Raw genomic sequence first — 20,376 nt, forward strand, 5'->3', positions numbered from 1 at the left:
TCGAGATGCGTCTGGTGGGGAGTCAGCCTTCCCAGGGGGCTGCGCAGATCTGGACTAGCTTTCAGGTGCACAGTGACGGCTTTGGGCGGTTTTTGATTTATAACCGTGAGATGAGTGACAGCCAGGTGGGTCGACTGGTGCAGCGTCTACTAGAGATTGAATCTTACCGTTTGATGTCCCTGATCAGTTTGCCGCTGGCTCGTACTATAAGCCCCCAGCTACAGCAGATGGATCAGCAGCTGGCGGAACTGACTCAGGTAATGTCTGTTGAGCAATCAGAGGATGTCGGTGGTTGTGATGAGCGGCTGTTGCTGGGACGGTTAACGCATCTGGCATCGCGGGTAGAGGCTTATCGGGCACGTTCGACTTTTCGCTTTAATGCTACCAATGCGTATCAAGACCTGGTCATGTCCAGGCTTGTTGATTTGCGGGAGGATGAGGTTTCAGGCCACCTGACGTTGAATGAGTTCATCACTCGACGAATGGTGCCGGCGGTGCGAACATGTCAGGCAACGGCTGAAAGACTAGAAGACCTCTCTCGACGAATAGATCGTGTAAGTGATATGTTGCGGACGCAGGTGGAATTGTCGATACAAGGGCAGAACCAGGAGTTGTTAAGCTCTATGGATCGGCGTTCTCAGATTCAGCTTATGATGCAGCATACGGTTGAGGGGCTGTCGGTTGCTGCGATAAGTTACTATGCCATTGGTTTGGTAAAGATCTTTATCGGAGTGCTCTATGATCAGGGGCTACAGATCGATAAAAGTCTCACGCTGGGTATCTCTATGCCCTTAATTATTGTAGCTGTGGCGTTGGTTACCCGAAGGATTCATTCAAAATTTAGTAAGCTGGCTGCTGATTCGGCAGATAAAGACTAGAAAGGCATTAATAAGATGAGTATTGCAATAGAGATTGAGCAACGGCTGAAGCAGGCGCTGACTTTACAGCACCTGGTCATTGAAAATGAAAGCCATATGCATAGTGGTCCGGCCGCAGAGAGCCATTTTAAGTTGGCAGTTGTCGCAGATGATTTTTCCGGTAAGCGTCCAGTTGCCCGGCATCAGCTGATCTATGGGGCTTTATCAGAGCTTATGAATAACCCGATACATGCTTTATCACTGCATTTATATACTGCAGTTGAGTGGCAAGAGCAGAACGGTGATATTCCGTTATCACCTAACTGCATGGGTGGCTCTAAAAGCGGTCATTAGATTGATCTTAATCAATGTTCGATAGTGCTATCAGGCAGAGACTATAACTAGGTACTGGGCAGGGGTGACCGCCCGCTACTTTTCTCCCTCAATCTTTACAGGAGTATCGTTTTTTATGCCTACTGAACATCACGACCTGATACATGAGCTTCCTGAGCACCGCGAACGTATCCATGTGTTGAAAACAACAAATAACCATTTTGCTAAACTATTTGATGAGTATCATGACGTAACCAAACAGGTTGAAAAAATGGTAGGCCTGGCAGAGCCGGTGTGTACTCAAACCGAAGAGGCGTTGAAGCTGAAACGTTTACACCTAAAAGATCAGCTGTTTACGATGGTTAAACAGATCTGATTTGAACCTCCCCCGGTTCTAACCCGCTTTAGCGGGTTTTTTTGTCTCTGGGCTCTGAAGTATGCATCCACTTTACGCTATTATGCGTAACGCATTTTGACTAAAGTATCTGACTAAATGGTTTGGCAGAAATAGAGAGCTACCCCGCGTTATGGATAAATCTAGATCCACTCCTCATTACACTTGGGGATATATTTGGAATATAGCACTTGAGTATAGGCCTTTGTTGATTAAGGCTAACCTCATCGCACTGTTGGCGACGTGTGTTAGTGTGCCGTTGCCGCTGTTGATGCCGCTGCTTGTTGATGAAGTATTGTTAAATCAGCCCGGTGTCTTGGTACGATGGAGCGATCAGTTATTCCCAGATGACTGGCAGGGGCCGGTGCTATATATCACTGCTGTGTTATTGATCACCGTGTTTTTACGGGCAGTAGCCTTAGTGTTGAATGTCTGGCAGGGCCGGCAGTTTTCCATTATCTCTAAAGAAGTAATATTTCGAATCAGAGAGGGATTGCTACAACGTTTGAAGCGGATCTCGATGGCGGAGTATGAGTCGTTGGGTAGCGGTGCCGTCAGTTCTCACTTTGTTACTGATCTCGATACAGTGGATCGTTTTGTTGGCGCCTCGCTCAGTCGGATGCTGATAGCGCTTTTGACTATCATCGGTACTGCGATCGTGTTGATCTGGATGCACTGGCAATTAGCGTTATTTATTCTGCTGCTCAATCCGTTTGTTGTTTGGCTGACCATGACTATTGGTAAACGGGTCAAAGAGCTTAAATCAAGAGAAAACAAAGCTTATGAGCGGTTTCAGGGTGGTTTGACTGAAGTGCTTGAAGCTATCTATCAGATTCGTGCTGCTAATCGTGAAAATCACTACCTCCAGGGGCTTGTGGGAGATGCGCGCTCGTTACGTGATCATTCCACGCGTTTTGAATGGCGCACTGAAGCGGCTAGTCGCTTTAGCTTTATGGTGTTTCTCATCGGCTTTGACCTGTTTCGGGCGTTGTCTATGGTAATGGTGGTCTATTCTGACCTGAGTATTGGTCAGATGATGGCAGTGTTTGGTTATCTCTGGTTCATGATGGGGCCCGTTCAGGAAGTTTTGGGTATTCAGTACGCGTTCTACGGTGCAAAGGCTGCTTTACAGCGGGTTAATCGATTAGCTGATCTGGATGAGGAGCCGGACTATCCTCATATCAACAATCCTTTCACCGGAAAATCGTCAGTAGCCATTGAACTGGCAGATATTCACTTTAGCTATATTGCAGGTCAGGAAGTTCTTCGGGGGCTGTCGTTAAAGATTGAAGCAGGGCAAAAGATCGCTTTGGTTGGTGCCAGTGGTGGGGGGAAATCAACCTTGGTACAGGTGTTACTTGGATTGTATCAGCCCCAAAAAGGGGGAGTGTTATTCGATGATATTCCTGTTGAAGAGATTGGTCTGGATCTGGTTCGGGAAAATGTCGTCACAGTGTTGCAGCATCCGGCGTTGTTTAATGACTCAATCAGAGGCAATTTGACCCTGGGACGAGAATATACCGATCAGCAATTGTGGCAAGCACTGGCTGTAGCGCAGTTAGAGCCCTTTGTTAATCAGTTGGGTGAGGGGTTGGATACGATGGTTGGTCGACAAGGTGTGCGCCTGTCTGGTGGGCAGCGACAGCGATTGGCGATTGCACGAATGGTCTTGGCTGATCCAAAGGTGGTGGTGCTGGATGAGGCGACATCGGCGCTTGATGCTGAAACCGAATATAACCTCCACCGTGATCTGGCTGGTTTTCTTAAAGGGCGCACCACTATTATAGTGGCTCACCGCCTGAGTGCGGTTAAACAAGCGGATCATGTTTATGTGTTTGAAGATGGTCAGGTTGCTGAGCAGGGTGGCCATGAGCAGTTATTAAAACAGAATGGTCTCTATGCTCGTTTATATGGACAGCATCAGCAGCATTGATGGAGTGATTTATGGCTGGCAGTTATCACTGGTCAGGCGGTAATCGGGTTGAACTGTTGGTTGAGGGTGAGCAGTTTATACCCCATATGTTGAAAGCGATAACAGAGGCTCGCCAATTACTGTTGCTTGAGTTTTATATGGTCAGTTCGGGCAATGTAGCTGATCTATTCATTGAAGCATTGATTAAGGCTGCGCGACGTGGTGTTAAAGTCTGCTGGTTAATCGATGATTTTGGTGGGCGTCAATTCCATCAGCAGGACCGAGAACGGCTGGCAAAGGCGAGTATAGAGGTGCAATTCTATAATCGTCTTCGTCTAGCAAAGTTGGCTCGAAATTTGGCTCGTGACCATCGAAAGTTAATGATTGTTGACCAGAAACTGGGTTATATCGGGGGGACTGGGATTAGTGATGAGTATCTGAGAGAGAAGCCGGCTGAGGGAGCGTTGGCCTGGCACGATATCATGCTGGGGGTCGAAGGTGCGGTCGTGAGTGATATGGTGCGTTTGTTTACTCGTCAGTGGTGTCTTTGCGGTGGGAAAATACTATTTAATGTAATGCCTCCAGATTACACCCGGGTAGGTGATGCTATGTCGAGAGTGACAGAAGCTCAGGGTGTTAGGTTGCAACAAATAAAGCACAGTTTTGTGCAGCATATTAATCATGCTACTGACCGGGTATGGTTAGCTACAGCCTATTTTTTACCGGTTTTTTCGGTGCGTCGTAGTTTGCGACAAGCGGCTGAGCGTGGCGTTGATGTGCGAATTATTGTTTCCAGTCTTAACACGGATCATCCCTGGGTTTACCATGCATCTAAGCGTTATTATCGACGGTTGCTTAAGGCAGGGGTCAAAATTTACGAATACCAGCCCGCTTTTCTCCATGCCAAACTGGGGCTCTGTGATTCGTGGGTGTCTGCAGGATCTTGTAATCTGGACCATTGGAACCTGCGCTGGAATCTTGAAGCTAATCTCGAAGTGGTGGAACCTAGCTTGGCGGCAGCTGTCGAAACGTTGCTAAGGAGTGATATGGAAGAGAGTGAAGAGGTTGTATACGATCAATGGCGTAGTCGTCCCTGGTATCAGAAGTTGCGGGAGGCGGGCTGGTCGTTACTGTGTCAGCTTCTGTTAAAGATCCGTTAAGCTAACAGCGCCTACACTTGAACTAATATTTAGCAGGGTTAAATTGCTCAGGTTATACTTAGATAATATATGAACAGGTCTTCTGCTTCTCCGGCTTTCAGAGTGCGCATTGGACTTATTTTATCCTTCTTGGCAGATAAAAAGTATTCTTAATTACTAAACGGTATTCAGGATTTATTTATGAACAAGGCTATGGTTATAACTTTTACAGCGTTTGTGCTGATGTTGCAGGGTTGTGCGTCTTCTCTGAGCGGTGATACGTACTCTCGAAGTGAAGCTCGACGGGTTCAGAATGTTGAATTTGCTTGGGTCGATACGGTTACGCCTGTGGTGATAGAGGGTCGTACTGATAGTCCGCTAGGCGCCGGTGCCGGTGCTGTTGTTGGTGGTATAGCGGGTAGTACTCTGGGTGGTGGTAAAGGTAGCAGTATCGCTTCTGTTATTGGTGCCGTAGCTGGTGGAATCATCGGCCAGAAGGTTGAAAAAAATGTTACCCAAAAGCAGGGGCAAGAAATTACAGTCACGCTTGAGAATGGTAAAACGATTTCAGTGGTTCAGGAAGTTGATAATAATGGTTTCTTCCAGCCGGGAGAGCGGGTGAGAGTGCTTCGTCAAGGTGGTACTGCACGAATAGCACGTTAAATATAGCTGTAAAAAAGCCCGCTACGATGCGGGCTTTTTTGTGCCTGATCGTTTGCTTAGATGGCTATTTCTTGTCTGCAGGAGCGTGGAATAGCAAGTAGAGGTCGACTAGAAGATCCGGGATGCTACGGCACATTTCGTCGCACAGGCGGGTATCTTCACGCATTTTCAGAAACTCATCTTCTTCAAAGAGTTCTGAAGCGATCATAATCGGTAACATAAATTCTGCGACCTCTTCCTCTGCCTGATGGTTAAACCACTCATCTTCTTTAAGGAAGACTGCTTCCATAAAGGCCTGAGCCCATGAAGTCATAGCGCTTTGTTCTTCTTCATCATTCTCTGTTTCAAGAGTCAGATCGCAAGGCAGCAGCATATCCTGATCGTTGTAAAGGTCGCTGCCAATGCTGAAATAGAAGCGGCGAAGCAGGTCTTCAATGCGAGCTTTCTGTTCTTCGGAGCTGTAGGCAGGTAGGCCATCGAAAAGTTCCTGAAGCCACTGTTTTTCAGCGATTTTGACCGGGCTGATGTTCAGCGCACAGAAATAACCATGGGTGCCCACCAGATCCAGAGCGTCCTCGGATACGGCATCAGAGAACATAAATGCTTCAAGTTCATCCAGTTCAGCATCGGTAAGGGGGGTGTTTAACATTGGGTTTTGCATAGGTTCGGATCCGGCAAAAAAAGAGTGTGCAGATTCTAACAGCGATGATGGCTGATGCGTAGTGTTTATCTGCCGTAATTAGATAAATCTGGATGACACTGGGGCTCTCATCCCGGATAATGCCGGCCATGATAGAAAAGGCCCGGCAACTCCTAAAACAGATATTTGGTTACGACCAGTTCCGAGAACCTCAGCAGGAGGTGATCGAGACTCTGCTCGCCGGCGGCGATGCGCTGGTGGTGATGCCTACTGGTGGTGGTAAATCACTCTGCTACCAGCTTCCGGCGCTTATTCGGCCAGGCGTTGCCGTGGTTGTTTCTCCGTTGATTGCATTGATGCAGGATCAGGTACAGGCGTTATCCCAGTGGGGTATCAATGCCGGGTATCTGAATTCGTCGATGGACTTCAGTATGGCGCAGGAGGTAGAGCACCAATTGCGCAGCGGAGAGTTAGACCTGCTCTATGTTGCTCCAGAGCGTTTACTTCAGCCCCGCACGCTCAAAATGTTGTCGGAATGTCCGTTGGCGCTATTTGCCATTGATGAAGCGCACTGTGTGTCTCAATGGGGGCATGACTTTCGTCCTGAGTATCTTCAACTTAGTTATCTGCAAGAATGTTTCCCCGATGTGCCGCGAATTGCACTGACGGCGACTGCTGATGAGCGAACCCGTGAAGAAATTTGCACTCGTCTTGGGCTGGAAAATGCCCGGAAATTCATTCAGGGCTTTGATCGACCAAATATCCGTTACCGAATCGGCCAGAAACATCGAGCTAAAGAACAGCTACTAAAATTCTTGAAAGCAGAGCATGCCGGTGACACAGGTATTGTCTACTGTCTGTCTCGTAAGAGAGTTGATGATACCGCGCAGTGGCTGCAAGAGCAGGGCTATAACGCCTTGCCATACCATGCAGGGCTGCCTCAGGAGATGCGCCATCATAATCAACATCGTTTTCTGACAGAAGAAAATATTCTAATGGTAGCTACGGTTGCTTTTGGTATGGGGATTGATAAGCCTAATGTGCGTTTCGTGGCCCATTTAGACCTGCCAAAAAGTATCGAGGCTTATTATCAGGAAACCGGACGTGCCGGACGGGATGGGTTGCCTGCTGATGCCTGGATGGTTTATGGGCTTCAGGATGTGATCTTTCTTCGGCAGATGCTGGAAGGTTCTCAAGCGGATGACTTACACAAAAGCGTCGAGCGGCAGAAGTTGGAATCGATGCTGGGGTTGTGTGAGGTCACCAGTTGTCGCCGACAGACGCTACTGACTTACTTTGGCGAGTCAGAGTCTAAGCCTTGTGGCAACTGTGATACCTGCTTAGAGCCTGTGCCAGTTTGGGATGCAACCGATGCTGCGCGTAAGGCTTTGTCAGGTGTGTACCGCTGTGGACAGCGTTTTGGCGTCAATCATGTTATTGAAGTGTTATCGGGCAAGTCCAGTGAAAGGGTGCTTGAGTTAAAGCATCATCAGCTCAGTACTTTTGGTATCGGTAAAGAGCTGGATCGAAATCAGTGGCGCTCAGTATTCAGGCAGCTGGTGGCACGTGGTTATCTGAGTGTTGCTGCGAACAGTCACGGAGTCCTCTATCTCACTGACAGCTGTCGACCCTTGTTGAAAGGTGAACTGCAGATAGAGATGCGTCAGGATAAGCGTAAGCAGGAGTCGTTTAGTAAGCGAAATGACCCTCAGCAAAAGCTTGATTCAGAAGATTATGGCTTATGGAATGCACTCAAGGCTCTCAGGATGAAGTTATCCAAGCAGCAGGATGTGCCACCCTATGTCATTTTCCATGATGCAACTTTGATGGAGTTGGTAATGTACCGGCCATTGACGCATCAGCAGATGGGGCGTCTTAATGGCATCGGTGAGCGAAAGCTTGAGTTATACGGCGACCAGTTTCTTGAGCTTATTCGTGAGTATCAGGCGGAGCAGCAGAACCCACAGGATAAAGATCTGCAGGTGCAGGAGTCGGTAACGCTTTATCGCACCGGAATGACGGTAACGCAGGTAGCAAGGCAGCAGCACCTGTCTGAAAATGTTATTTACAATCATCTGGCTGATGGTATAGCTGAAGGTCAATTGATTCTGTCAGATGTGGTAGAGCTAAGCGCAGATCAGTTACGACAGGTTCAACAGTTGATGTGTGAATGCATGGAATCCTTTGGTGTTGCACTAAAGCCGGTGTATGAGGGGTTAGATGGGCTATATGAATATGGTGTTCTGCGTTGTATACGTGCCGATATGGAACGTGTAGAGCGAGGTGATTAATCGTCGTGGAAGATATTGGCCTCTGGGGGTTGTTTCTAAGTAGTTTTATCTCCTCAACACTAATGCCTGGTGGCTCTGAGGTGTTATTAGCCTATCTGTTGACTCAGTCTGAATTTAGTTCGATAGAACTGTTAATTGCAGCTACTGCCGGTAATAGTCTGGGTGGTATTTTGACCTATGCTATGGGGTGGTGGATTAGTTCTCGCTGGCCGCTAAAAGTGCCTGAAAAGAAAAGGCAAAAACAAGCTTTGGTTTGGGTGCAGCGTTATGGGGTTTTATCTCTGTTGTTTTCCTGGTTGCCCTTGATTGGTGATCCATTATGTTTGGCGGCCGGTTGGGTACGATGTCATCTGTTTTATTCGCTGATGCTGATCTGCGTTGGTAAAACCTTGCGCTACTCACTAATCGTTCTAGCTGTTAGCTGATATAGTTTGGGCTTAGGAATAAGTCATTAGTCAGTATTGAGAGCGGAGGAGCTATGCTGAAATCTCGTTGGTTTCGGTCGCTGCGGATAACTGTATTACTGATTACTCTGTTTGTTGTTGCAATGAATGCCTGGCTTTCCAGTGCACGTATTCAGTCATGGAGTCGTCCGGTCTGGGTTGTTCTTTATCCAATTAATGCAGATGGAAGGGCTGATACTCAGGCGTATATTAATGCACTTAGCGAAGAGCATTTCGAGGACGTAGAGCGCTTTTTGCAACGAGAAGCGCACCGTTACGGACTGGTGGGGCAATCAATAGCAGAAGTTTTTCTCTCGACTCCATTGGTGGCGTTACCCCCTGAAATTGACATTGAAGCAGGGGTCTTTGAAAGTATCTTCTGGAGCTTAAAGATGCGCTGGTGGTCGTGGAAAAACGATAACTGGCCAGGGCCTGAGCCTGATGTAAGAATTTACCTGCAATATTTTTCTCCACAGAAAAAGCAGGTGTTATCTCATTCGTTAGGGCTTCAAAAGGGTATGATCGGGTTGGTGAATGGTTTTGCCAGTGTTGATTATATAGCGACAAATAACTTCGTAATCACCCATGAGCTGATGCATACATTCGGAGCATCAGACAAGTACGATCTTGAAACTAATGAGCCAATCTATCCCGATGGTTTTGCTGATCCTCAACAACGTCCTTTGCTGCCTCAAGTCAGAGCAGAAATTATGGGTGGTCGAGTAAAGGTCTCACCTGGTTGGCTGGTAATGCCTCTTAGCTTGGATGATGTTGTTGTCGGTGATAAGACAGCGGATGAAATTGGTTGGTTGAGCATGTGAATAGGTCGCGACGGTCAACAGCTGCTTGGTTAATACCCATAATGAGTATGTGGTTTTGCGCGCCGATAGTTTGGATGAAACAAGTTATTTCTTATGTGGGATTTTGAGGAGCTAGAGCCTGGTTAGCTTTAAAGTCTTTGTAATCAAAGCGTTAGGTGTTTTGTGTGTTGATTATTTGAGTGTTTATCTCTTGTTTGAATGATGTCACTTTAAACGATATTAACGGATTTTAAATATCCACTAAATGGGTATATCTGCTTGTATGTAAGGGTATTTTGGCTATTTTATGTGTGCTAATATTGAAACAATATTAAAAGTAAATATAGCTGAAGACTGAGTCTCGCAAATTTACTAACTGGAATAATCCAGCCTTATTTCTTTATTTTAGCTGTGCGAAACAGAGCTGAAATCAGACAAAATCTTCTGGGGGGAAGTTATGGATAATGTAGAAGCTACAAAAGTGTCAGCGGTAAATATAACCGGTGAAGTGGTCGTAGTAGATGCTCAAGGCGTCGAGCGGCCTTTAGTCAAAGGTGAGTCGTTAGCGTCTGGTGACATGATTATTGTACGTACTGATGCTTCTGCTGAGCTGGATCTTGGCAAAGATTCGACTGAGACCGTGCCTGCTGATACTGCTGCAATTCTAGAAGTTGATCCTAATACCGGTGAAATTGTTCTTGTTCTGCATTCTGTAGGGCCTGAAGGACTAGATATTACTGATGTTCAGCAAGCTATTTTGGCAGGTCAGGATCCAACTGAAATTCTTGAAGAAACCGCGGCGGGCAATACTCCCCCTACTCGTTCAGGTTTCTCTGCTTTTCAGACAGTTGATCGTACCGCAGAAGAGGTTATCGCTCGAGCTGGATTTGATACGAGTGCGGATGAACGTGATCTAGAAGACTTTCCCGAGTATGAGGGCGAGCAGGTGGTTTTCAGTCCAGCTGGATACAGTGTTGCCGATGTGACGGTAAATGAAGGTGGTTTGATGACCTTCACTGTGACGCGGACAAATGGTGCATCTGCAGAAAAAATTGATTTCTCAACCAGTATTGAAACTGGCGATAATGCTGAGAGTGACGACTTTGTTTCTGCCAGTGGCACCCTGAGCTTCGATACAGGTGTAATTAGCCAGACCTTTACTGTGCAGACCACTCAGGATGCGATTTTTGAAGGCGCAGAGACCTTCACTGTAACCCTGGGTAATCCATCTGAAGATGGCGAAATTGTTGATGGTGTCGGCATAGGTACGATCCTTGATGATGGTACTGGTCCGGGTCCTGATGCTGACGATGATACAACCAGCTTCAGTATCGGCGATATGAGCATTAGTGAAGGTGGTTTGATGACCTTCACCGTGATTCGTGCCGGCGATGCCGCCGCGGATCAGACGATCGACTTTGCGACCAGCATTGCCGGGACTGATAGTGCCGAAGCGACTGACTTTGGTAGTGAGAGCGGTACGCTGACCTTTGCGGCCGGTGTAACGACTCAGACCTTCACCGTACAGACTGTACAAGATGCGATTTTTGAAGGTGGCGAGACCTTTACCGCCACGTTGAGCAACAACTCAGCGGGCAGCAGTATTACGGATGCCACGGCAACGGGTACGATTCTGGATGACGGCACAGGCCCAGGTCCATTCGATCCAACCGGTCCGGGCACGCCCGATGATGACACCACGGAATTCAGTGTTGATAGCGTGAGCATCAGCGAAGGTGGCTTGATGACCTTCACCGTGACCCGTTCAGGCGATGCCGAAGCGGATCAGAGTGTTAACTTTGCGACCAGCATTACCGGGACTGATAGCGCTGAGTCAGATGACTTTGCAAGTGAGAGCGGTACGCTGACCTTTGCGACCGGTGTCACGACGCAGACCTTTACCGTACAGACTGCTCAAGATACTCCGTATGAAGGGGCCGAGACCTTTACCGTTGGACTGGATACGCCAACAGGGGGCGCAACGGTGAGTGCTACGAACGGCACTGGCACCGGTACTATCCTGGATGACGGCACCGGCCCAGGTCCATTTGATCCCGCTAATCCGGGTACGCCAGATGATGACCGTACCGGCTTTAGTGTTGACGATGTACAGATTAGTGAAGGCGGTCTAATGACCTTCACCGTGACCCGTTCAGGCGATGCCGCAGCGGATCAGTCAGTTGATTTTGCGACCAGTATTGCCGCGGGCGATAGTGCTGAAGCGACAGACTTTGGCAGTGAGAGCGGTACGCTGACCTTCGCAGCCGGTGTCACCACCCAGACCTTCACGGTTCAGACCGCACAAGACTCCTCTTATGAAGGTGATGAGACCTTTAGTGTCAACCTGGCAAATCCAACGAACGGCAGCCAGATTATTGATGGCGCCGGTGTCGGTACCATTGTGGATGATGGCACAGGCCCAGGCCCATTCGACCCAACCGGTCCAGGTACGCCAGATGATGACACCACTGCGTTCAGCATCGGTGATATGAGCATCAGTGAAGGTGGCTTGATGACCTTCACCGTGACCCGTTCAGGCGATGCCGAAGCGGATCAGACCATCGACTTTGCGACCAGCATTGCCGGGACAGATAGTGCCGAAGCGACTGACTTTGGTAGTGAGAGCGGTACGCTGACCTTTGCGGCCGGTGTAACGACTCAGACCTTCACCGTACAGACTGTACAAGATGCGATTTTTGAAGGTGGCGAGACCTTTACCGCCACGTTGAGCAACAACTCAGCGGGCAGCAGTATTACGGATGCCACGGCAACGGGTACGATTCTGGATGACGGCACAGGCCCAGGCCCATTCGATCCAACCGGTCCGGGCACGCCCGACGACGACACTACCTTGTTCAGCATCGGTGATATGAGCATCAGTGAAGGTGGCTTGATGACCTTCACCGTGACTCGTTCAGGCGATGCCGAAGCAGATCAGACTATCGACTTTGCGACTAGCATTGCCGGGACTGATAGCGCTGAGTCAGATGACTTTGCAAGTGAGAGCGGTACGCTGATCTTTGCGGCCGGTGTAACGACTCAGACCTTCACCGTACAGACCGTACAAGATGCGATCTTTGAAGGTGGCGAGACCTTTACTGCCACGTTGAGCAACAACTCAGCGGGCAGCAGTATTTCGGATGCCACGGCAACCGGTACGATTCTGGATGATGGCACAGGCCCAGGTCCATTCGATCCAACCGGTCCGGGCACGCCCGATGATGACACCACGGAATTCAGTGTTGATAGCGTGAGCATCAGCGAAGGTGGCTTGATGACCTTCACCGTGACCCGTTCAGGCGATGCCGAAGCGGATCAGAGTGTTAACTTTGCGACCAGCATTACCGGGACTGATAGCGCTGAGTCAGATGACTTTGCAAGTGAGAGCGGTACGCTGACCTTCGCGACTGGTGTCACGACGCAGACCTTTACCGTACAGACTTCACAAGACTCCTCGTATGAAGGGGCCGAGACCTTTACCGTTGGACTGGATACGCCAACAGGGGGTGCAACGGTGAGTGCTACGAACGGCACTAGCACCGGTACGATTCTGGATGACGGCACAGGCCCAGGTCCATTCGATCCAACCGGTCCAGGGACTCCCGACGACGACACTACCTTGTTCAGCATCGGTGATATGAGCATCAGTGAAGGTGGCTTGATGACCTTCACCGTGAGCCGTTCAGGCGATGCCGAAGCGGATCAGACCATCGACTTTGCGACCAGCATTGCCGGGACAGATAGTGCCGAAGCGACAGACTTTGGCAGTGAGAGCGGTACGCTGACCTTTGCGGCCGGTGTAACGACTCAGACCTTCACCGTACAGACCGTACAAGATGGGATCTTTGAAGGTGGCGAGACCTTTACCGCCACGTTGAGCAACAACTCAGCGGGCAGCAGTATTACGGATGCCACGGCAACGGGTACGATTCTGGATGACGGCACAGGCCCAGGTCCATTCGATCCAACCGGTCCGGGCACGCCCGATGATGATCGACCAACAGTGAGTAGTGTTTCTAGCCCGTCAGCCAATGAAGGTGATGTACTTGACTACACTGTAATCTTGAGCAATCCAAGTGAGTTTGCAACAACAGTTAATCTTGATTTTGATAGTGGTACCGGTACTTACGGTATCGATACAGAAACACCAATCGAGGTTTCAATCGGTGGAGGTGCATTCCAAACTGTAGTAGTTAATCTTGATGGTACCTTCAGTGTAGATCTTCCGGCGGGAGAAACTGGTCTGGTCGTTCGTATTCCAACATTTGAAGACTCTAAGGTTGAGGGTGATGAGACAATCATTCTGAACGCATCAACTCCACAGAACAACACGCCTGCTCAAGGCACTGGTACGATTATAAATGATGATCATGCTCCAACGATTTCCTCGATTAGTGCTGTTACTGTTTCCGAAGAAGGCTTATTAGGAGGCTTGATTGACAGTACGGGGGATCCTGTTGATAACGCAGATGATGCTTTCGCAACAGGCTCTATAAACTTCACCGACGCAGATAGTAGCTCTTTTACTCTTTCTTTGGCTGAGTCGGTTAGTGTTACATCTAATAATAATCCAATTAGCCTTAAATCTAATGGTGATGATGTTGATAACTGGAACTGGGATGCTTCTAGTCAGACGCTTACTGGTAGTACTTCCACGGGCACAGATGTTCTGACCATAACGCTTGATCCGGTTACTAGTACGGGGCCAAACAATAATGTGTCATACACGGTTAATTTATTAGCGCCTGTTGATCATCCTGTAAACAGTACCGAGGACATCATGGATCTCCAGTTCGGAGTATCCATTTTTGATGGGGCTAATACTGCAAGTGCTAGTTTTAATGTTGCGATTGAAGATGATCGGCCTGTCAGTGGTAATCTAAATAGCGCGATTGAAGTGCCATTGGCTTTATCGAACGTGATGTTGATTCTTGACTTCTCCGGCAGTATGCGGGGCCAAGAGTTGATCGATATGAAAACTGCAGTTGTGTCGATGTTGGATTCATACGATAACGCTGGCTATGCGGCAGTACAGATTGTTACTTTCGCTTCAAGTGCCAATATCCCTGGTGATGGTGGTTGGATTAGTGTTGCTGATGCTAAGGCTTACATTACTGGATTGACTGATGCAGATATGGGTGGTGTTACGAATTATGATGCCGCTCTAGCAGCTGCCCAGACAGCATTCGCTGAAACTAGTGGTTACATCGCAGGTGGTAAGAACATATCTTACTTCCTGTCAGATGGTTCGCCCACCTCAGGTAGTGAAATTGATACAACTACAGATCAAACTAACTGGGAAACCTTTGTTGATAACAACAATATTGATTCTTTTGCAGTGGGCTTTGCCGGCGCAAATGTCGCTGCATTGGAGCCTATCGCCTATGATGGTTCAGCCTCTCCCGTTGCTGAAGAAAGGCCTGCTATCAATGCTACAGCCGCAGGTACTAACCTGACAGATGCCTTACTAGCGACTGTTGCGAGCGTTTTGCCTGGAAATCTGTTCGGTTCCTTGGCAACAGGTGGCTTTGGTGCTGATGGCAATGGTCACGTACGAACCGTCACAATTGATTTAGTTACTTATACCTATGATGCAAATGCTGGAACTATTACTAATGAGGCTACTGGTACTGTAGTAACAGCAAGTTCTTTCTCTATTACGACATTGTCTAATGGTGTTATGTATATTGACATGGTGACCGGGGCATACTCTTATCAGGCTGACCCCGCTTTTGTAACCAGCTTTGATGAAGTTGTTGGTTATACCATGCAGGATATGGATGGTGACATAACAGATGGTACGGTTACTTTGAATGTCAGTCGTGAATCGAAACCAGTTCCGACACTGAATGCCAATGCTGATGATGTCTATGAGGCGGATATGGCAGGCGGTAGTAATAGTTCAGGAAACGGAGAAATTGCTTCAGGAAATATTCTTTCAGACGATACTATCCCGAGTGGTCTCGCGTTGACTGATGTGGCTATCAGTGGCGGGACTACAGTAGTAAGTGGAGATATTATTACGATTACCACTGCTGAAGGGAATACGTTGACGGTTGATAAAGTTACAGGTGAATATACCTATGTACTCAATAATGAAATTGATCATTCAGCACCTATTAATTTAGTGTCAGAGAACTTTGATTCTGGTGTGAGTGGGTGGAGTAATGCCTCGTCTCAGGGCGGCTCTATGCTTATTCAGAAAGATGAAACTGTAAGCAAAAACTTCTCTAACCTGGGTAACAACGGTGACACAGTTACTGTTAGCTTTGATATGAGTATTGTTGGTGATTGGGAAAGCGGTAGTCAGAACTACACAGATTACTTCAGAGTTTTTGTAGACGGTACTGAGTATGAAGCTGTTCGTGCTGATGATTACAGTACCGGCGGCGTTACCGGTTATACCTATGAAATTGACGTTCCAGTTAATAGCTCTGGTGGTGCTTTGGTTAGCCTAGAAGTTAATTCAACAGCCAGTGATGAGCAGGCTGTGATTGATAACTTTACTATTACTGGCCCACCACAGTCAGGTGCGACTGTTGTCGATAGCTTTACTTATACTGTGTCTGATATTGGTGGAGCTGAATATACATCGACTCTTGATGTAACTATTTATGATGAGTCAGTGACTGCTATCAACGGTACCGCTGGTAACGATGATCTCGATGGAGGCTTAGGTAGCGATATTCTGATCGGAGGCGCTGGTGACGATTTATTGATGGGTGGATTAGGAACCGACTTCTTCGATTGGAATGGCGGAGATGAAGGAACAATAGCAACACCAGCCAGCGATCATGTTCAGGACTTTACTGTAGCTGATGATAAGCTTGATCTATCAGACATGCTGGATTCACTTGGGTTTACTAGCTCAGGAGGGGTCGTGGAGTCGTATCTTAGTTTGACTGAGAATGCTACCAATGAAGCGGTTCTTAGTGTTAAGGACAGTGCCGGAGGCAGTGTTGTGCAGGAGATTGTTCTCGATAATGTCAGTATTCAGGATCTTAAAACTGATCTGTCAATGGATCCGGGTTCAACCAATAATGATCTGCTGAATCAGTTGATTAATGATACTAAGCTGATTGTTTGATAAGAAATGGGTGGCCCTTTTCTAAGGCTACCCATTTTTTTACTTGGCTGAAGATAGCGAACAAACGTTTAATATAAACACTGATTTAGATAGATAAGATAAAATTTTAGACTTAAATTTTTTCATAAAGGCAGAACAATACAGTGACACAATCACAGTCGGACTGGATTTTCGGTACTAGTCGTGAACAGTTTGTTGATCCTTTGCTGGATGCTCTGGTGCTTATCAGTAAGTACTATGGTATGCCCGCCTCTGAAGATTCTCTTAGCAGTGGCTTGCCTCTGGTTGAAAACCGTTTAACCGTTGAGCTCTTTCCCAGAGCCGCTGAACGGGCGGGCCTATCGGCGAGGCTTGCGGATCAGCCTTTATCTCAAATCCATGAATTGCTACTTCCCTGCGTTTTGCTATTAAAAGATAGAAGCTGTTGCATCCTTATGTCTATCGACAATCAAGAGGGCGTTGCTCGGGTATTACAACCGGAAAGTGGTGACGGTGAGATCGAACTTCCAATCGATAAACTAGATGAGCTTTATTCTGGTCATCTGTTCTACATCCGCAAGAAATATCAGTTTGATAAGCGTAGTCCCGATGTTTTGGATACGCAGGAGGGACATTGGTTTTGGGGCACCTTTCGTAGCGCAATGCCTATATACAGAGATGTGCTGATTGCGTCTCTGTTGATTAATCTATTTGCTGTTGCTTCTCCCTTGTTCGTCATGAACGTCTATGATCGGATTGTGCCTAATCTCGCATTTGATTCTCTTTGGGTGTTGGCAATTGGGGTAGGAATAGTTTTTGTTTTCGATCTTGTACTGAAGCACCTTCGTTCATACTTCATAGATATAGCGGGTAAAAAGCTCGATCTACAGTTATCGGCAAAGATATTTGCCAGGGTAATGGGTATTAGGTTGGAATCTAGACCGATCTCTGTCGGTGCGTTCGCGAACAATTTGCAATCCTTTGAGTCCATACGTGACTTTATCACCTCTGCGACTATGAGTGCGCTCATTGATCTACCTTTTGCGTTGTTATTTCTGTTGGTTATATGGACTGTTGGAGGTCCGCTGGTAGTTGTGCCACTGGTTGTGATGATTATTTTGGTGGGGTATAGCTTTTACATTCAGAAACCACTAGCCAAACAGATTGAGATGACATCAAAAATTGCTTCTCAGAAACAGGCTACGCTTGTTGAAGGTCTGACGGGTATTGAAGCGGTTAAAATTAATGGGGCTCAAAGTCAGTATCAGGTTATCTGGGAGCAAGCGGTTAGTAAAATGGGGCAGCATGATATCCAGACGCGCAAACTCGCGAACGGGGCTTCGTCTCTGTCAGGTTTTCTGCAGCAGATGATGACCGTGGGTACGGTGGTGATGGGTGTATACCTGGTGGCTGCCGGTGAACTCAGCATGGGCGGGATTATTGCATCTGTAATGCTAGGTGGACGGGCAGTCCAGCCGCTGGCTCAGTTGTCGTTGTTAGCGACACGTTATAATCAGGCCAAGGCTTCCATGAGTCTTATTAATCAGATCATGGAGATGCCGGTTGAGCAAGAGGAAGGTAAGAGCTATGTCAGTCGTCCAAAGCTTCAAGGCAAAATCGAGTTTGATAAAGTTAGCTTTGCTTATCCAGACCAACAAAATTACGCACTCAATGATATTAGTTTTTCCATAGAACCGGGTGAACGAGTTGCTCTTATTGGCGGAATCGGTGCAGGTAAGAGTTCGCTTGAAAAGCTGATTCTTGGGTTATATCAGTGCACTGAAGGGGATATTCGCATTGATGGAGTTAATATCGCACAACTGCACTCTGCTGATCTGCGTCGAAACATCGGTTGTGTGACTCAGGATATCCATCTTTTCTTCGGTAGTATCCGCGATAATATTGTTATGGGTGCTCCTTTTACCAGTGATGAGCATCTGTTGCGTGCCGCTACATGGGGTGGAGTGACAGAGTTTACTAATCATGATCCTGAAGGGCTTGAGCGTCAGGTGGGTGAGGGCGGACGTCAGCTTTCCGGTGGTCAGCGACAATCAGTGGCAGCTGCTCGGGCGATGGTGATGGACCCACCAATTTTGCTGCTGGATGAACCGACAAGCCAATTAGACCGTAAGTCTGAGCTTCGGCTCATCAATCGATTGAAAGAGCTTGATCGAAGTAAAACGGTGATTCTGAGTACCCATAAATCGAGCCTCTTAGATGCAGTGGACAGAATTATAGTATTGGAGAATGGTCGATTACTCGCAGATGGTCCTAAAGCAGAGGTTGTTAACTGGCTTCGTGACGGTGTTAATCAGCAGAATGCTAAAAGGGAGGAAAACTCCTGATGAGTGAGCAATCTATCAATAAGGTTCAGTCATCACCAGAAAATGGGCTTTCGAAGGCAAAAGATGCTTTGAGTGCGATGGCAAATGCAAAGCACGATCAGCCTGTTGTCGATAATGAGTTGCATGATTTCATAGATAACTCTGCTGCCAGTGTTTTGTTGGATACACCTCAAAGCTCAAGGATACTTTTATGGGGTGTGGTCTGTTTTGTTATTATTGCGGTTGTCTGGGCATATTTTGCTGAGTTAGATGAGATAACGCGGGGAGAGGGGAGTGTTATTCCTTCACAGCAGATACAGATAGTTCAGTATCTTGAGGGTGGCATACTTAAAGAACTCTTTATTAAAGAGGGTGACAAGGTTGAGGCAAATCAGCCTCTGCTTCTCGTAGATGAAACTAAATTTTTATCGGATTACCGGGGGCAGGCTCAGGAACAGGCTTATCTGGAGATATCAGTTGCTCGGCATAAAGCTGTACTGGCCAGTATTCTGATTAGTAGCGACCCTGCAAATGGCGATTGGCAGGAACAGGCCAGGGTTGAGGTTCAACCGATTAGTGTTGGAGCTGAGTGGCAAGTGCGTAATCCAGAGTTGTTAGGGCGGGAGCAAGCGCAGCTTGAAGAGTATTTACGGAATCTAACGAACCAGTTGGATATTTTGGGTAGGCAGATTCAGCAACGTGATCAGGAAGAGAAAGAGCTAGATTCTAAAATAAGTTACCTGAATCGTACTTATAAACTCAGTCTGAGAGAGATGGCGATGACCCGCCCTTTAGCTGATCAGGGAGTTATTCCTGAAATTGAGCTGATCAAACTGCAAAGGGAGGTCAATAGTTACAAACAGGAGCTGGAAGGTGCCAGGCTGTTGTTACCTAAAGTTCGCCTAAGTATACAAGAGGCTGTTGCGAAACGTCGTGAAATCGCGTTAAATGCACGCAGTGAAAGCCAGCAAAAACTGAATGAAAGTCTGGCGCAACTTAAGCAGAAAACTGAATCTCAGGTTAGCTTCAGAGACCGGGTAGATCGAACGACAGTGGTTTCGCCAGTTCACGGAACAATTAAAACTATTTCAGTCAATACTATCGGTGGCGTTATACAGCCAGGCATGGATCTGGTTGAGATTGTTCCTACTGAGGATCATCTTTTAATTGAAGCGAAAGTTTCTCCTAAAGATATCGCTTTTCTCAGGCCGGGGTTAGATGCGGTGGTTCGATTAACGGCATATGATTTTTCAATATACGGTGGGCTGAAAGGAACGCTGGAACATATTAGTGCGGACAGCATCGAAGATGAGCAGGGAAATATCTATTACCTGATCAGGGTGCGAACTGGCAATACAGATCTGGGTAGAGGAACTAACTCTCTGCCAATTATTCCGGGTATGATGGCTACTGTTGATATCATGACCGGTAAAAAAAGTGTTTTAGATTATCTGCTCAAGCCAATTTTTAAGGCTCAGCAGCAAGCATTACGAGAACGTTAACGTTGAAATGGA

The 20,376-nt window shown here is 47.4% G+C and carries 13 protein-coding genes; 12 read left to right on the top strand and 1 reads right to left on the bottom strand.

What is annotated here, in order from left to right:
* The 6 genes from QZZ54_RS12820 to QZZ54_RS12845 all read left to right on the top strand — a co-directional run.
* Positions 1-878, top strand: an 878-nt coding sequence (locus tag QZZ54_RS12820) for a DUF3422 domain-containing protein (protein WP_290703086.1), incomplete at its 5' end; no start/stop codon positions are given.
* Positions 879-893: 15 nt separating this feature from the next.
* A complete protein-coding gene (locus QZZ54_RS12825; protein ID WP_290703087.1) occupies positions 894-1,211 on the top strand; it encodes a BolA family protein in 318 nt (105 codons plus the stop codon).
* Positions 1,212-1,326: 115 nt separating this feature from the next.
* Positions 1,327-1,566, top strand: coding sequence for a DUF465 domain-containing protein (locus QZZ54_RS12830; RefSeq protein ID WP_290703088.1), 240 nt, complete (start codon positions 1,327-1,329; stop codon positions 1,564-1,566).
* A gap of 151 nt (positions 1,567-1,717) precedes the next feature.
* Positions 1,718-3,517 (top strand): ABC transporter ATP-binding protein, encoded by a 1,800-nt coding sequence (locus tag QZZ54_RS12835; RefSeq protein ID WP_290703089.1) that lies wholly within the window; start codon positions 1,718-1,720, stop codon positions 3,515-3,517.
* Between the two features lie 11 nt (positions 3,518-3,528).
* Positions 3,529-4,656: a phospholipase D-like domain-containing protein gene (locus QZZ54_RS12840; RefSeq protein WP_290703090.1), complete on the top strand. Its 1,128-nt coding sequence runs from the start codon at positions 3,529-3,531 to the stop codon at positions 4,654-4,656.
* 180 nt (positions 4,657-4,836) lie between these two features.
* Positions 4,837-5,298: a glycine zipper 2TM domain-containing protein gene (locus QZZ54_RS12845; RefSeq protein ID WP_290703091.1), complete on the top strand. Its 462-nt coding sequence runs from the start codon at positions 4,837-4,839 to the stop codon at positions 5,296-5,298.
* Positions 5,299-5,362: 64 nt separating this feature from the next.
* On the opposite strand, the gene QZZ54_RS12850 is transcribed toward QZZ54_RS12845, so the two are convergent.
* Positions 5,363-5,959 carry a YecA family protein gene (locus tag QZZ54_RS12850; RefSeq protein WP_290703092.1) on the bottom strand — a complete coding sequence of 199 codons (597 nt, stop codon included), beginning with the start codon at positions 5,957-5,959 and terminating at the stop codon, positions 5,363-5,365.
* A gap of 128 nt (positions 5,960-6,087) precedes the next feature.
* Between QZZ54_RS12850 and recQ the strand changes: the two genes are divergently transcribed.
* The 6 genes from recQ to QZZ54_RS12880 all read left to right on the top strand — a co-directional run bounded on the left by recQ (position 6,088) and on the right by QZZ54_RS12880 (position 20,364).
* A complete protein-coding gene (gene recQ / locus QZZ54_RS12855) occupies positions 6,088-8,229 on the top strand; it encodes a DNA helicase RecQ (protein ID WP_290703148.1) in 2,142 nt (713 codons plus the stop codon).
* Positions 8,230-8,234: 5 nt separating this feature from the next.
* Complete coding sequence (locus tag QZZ54_RS12860) at positions 8,235-8,654, top strand: YqaA family protein (protein WP_290703093.1); 420 nt, start codon at positions 8,235-8,237, stop codon at positions 8,652-8,654.
* A gap of 53 nt (positions 8,655-8,707) precedes the next feature.
* Positions 8,708-9,493, top strand: coding sequence for a hypothetical protein (locus tag QZZ54_RS12865; protein ID WP_290703094.1), 786 nt, complete (start codon positions 8,708-8,710; stop codon positions 9,491-9,493).
* Positions 9,494-9,929: 436 nt separating this feature from the next.
* Positions 9,930-16,559 carry a retention module-containing protein gene (locus QZZ54_RS12870; protein ID WP_290703095.1) on the top strand — a complete coding sequence of 2,210 codons (6,630 nt, stop codon included), beginning with the start codon at positions 9,930-9,932 and terminating at the stop codon, positions 16,557-16,559.
* Positions 16,560-16,702: 143 nt separating this feature from the next.
* Positions 16,703-18,883 (top strand): type I secretion system permease/ATPase, encoded by a 2,181-nt coding sequence (locus tag QZZ54_RS12875; RefSeq protein ID WP_290703096.1) that lies wholly within the window; start codon positions 16,703-16,705, stop codon positions 18,881-18,883.
* On the top strand, positions 18,883-20,364 hold the full coding sequence (locus tag QZZ54_RS12880) for an HlyD family type I secretion periplasmic adaptor subunit (RefSeq protein ID WP_290703097.1): 1,482 nt from the start codon (positions 18,883-18,885) through the stop codon (positions 20,362-20,364). The genes QZZ54_RS12875 and QZZ54_RS12880 overlap by 1 nt, the downstream gene beginning before the upstream one ends.
* Positions 20,365-20,376: the final 12 nt, after the last annotated feature.

Origin of the sequence: Amphritea sp. (assembly GCF_016744155.1) — a bacterium.
In the GTDB taxonomy this organism is placed as follows: Bacteria; Pseudomonadota; Gammaproteobacteria; order Pseudomonadales; family Balneatricaceae; genus Amphritea.

Bases quoted from the DNA above. Each gene is read 5' to 3' on its own strand.
- QZZ54_RS12880 (WP_290703097.1), top strand. From the start codon at position 18,883: ATGAGTGAGCAATCTATCAATAAGGTTCAGTCATCACCAGAAAATGGG.
- QZZ54_RS12830 (WP_290703088.1), top strand. From the start codon at position 1,327: ATGCCTACTGAACATCACGACCTGATACATGAGCTTCCTGAGCACCGC.
- QZZ54_RS12850 (WP_290703092.1), bottom strand. From the start codon at position 5,959: ATGCAAAACCCAATGTTAAACACCCCCCTTACCGATGCTGAACTGGAT.
- QZZ54_RS12865 (WP_290703094.1), top strand. From the start codon at position 8,708: ATGCTGAAATCTCGTTGGTTTCGGTCGCTGCGGATAACTGTATTACTG.
- QZZ54_RS12835 (WP_290703089.1), top strand. From the start codon at position 1,718: ATGGATAAATCTAGATCCACTCCTCATTACACTTGGGGATATATTTGG.
- QZZ54_RS12870 (WP_290703095.1), top strand. From the start codon at position 9,930: ATGGATAATGTAGAAGCTACAAAAGTGTCAGCGGTAAATATAACCGGT.
- QZZ54_RS12825 (WP_290703087.1), top strand. From the start codon at position 894: ATGAGTATTGCAATAGAGATTGAGCAACGGCTGAAGCAGGCGCTGACT.
- QZZ54_RS12845 (WP_290703091.1), top strand. From the start codon at position 4,837: ATGAACAAGGCTATGGTTATAACTTTTACAGCGTTTGTGCTGATGTTG.
- recQ (WP_290703148.1), top strand. From the start codon at position 6,088: ATGATAGAAAAGGCCCGGCAACTCCTAAAACAGATATTTGGTTACGAC.
- QZZ54_RS12840 (WP_290703090.1), top strand. From the start codon at position 3,529: ATGGCTGGCAGTTATCACTGGTCAGGCGGTAATCGGGTTGAACTGTTG.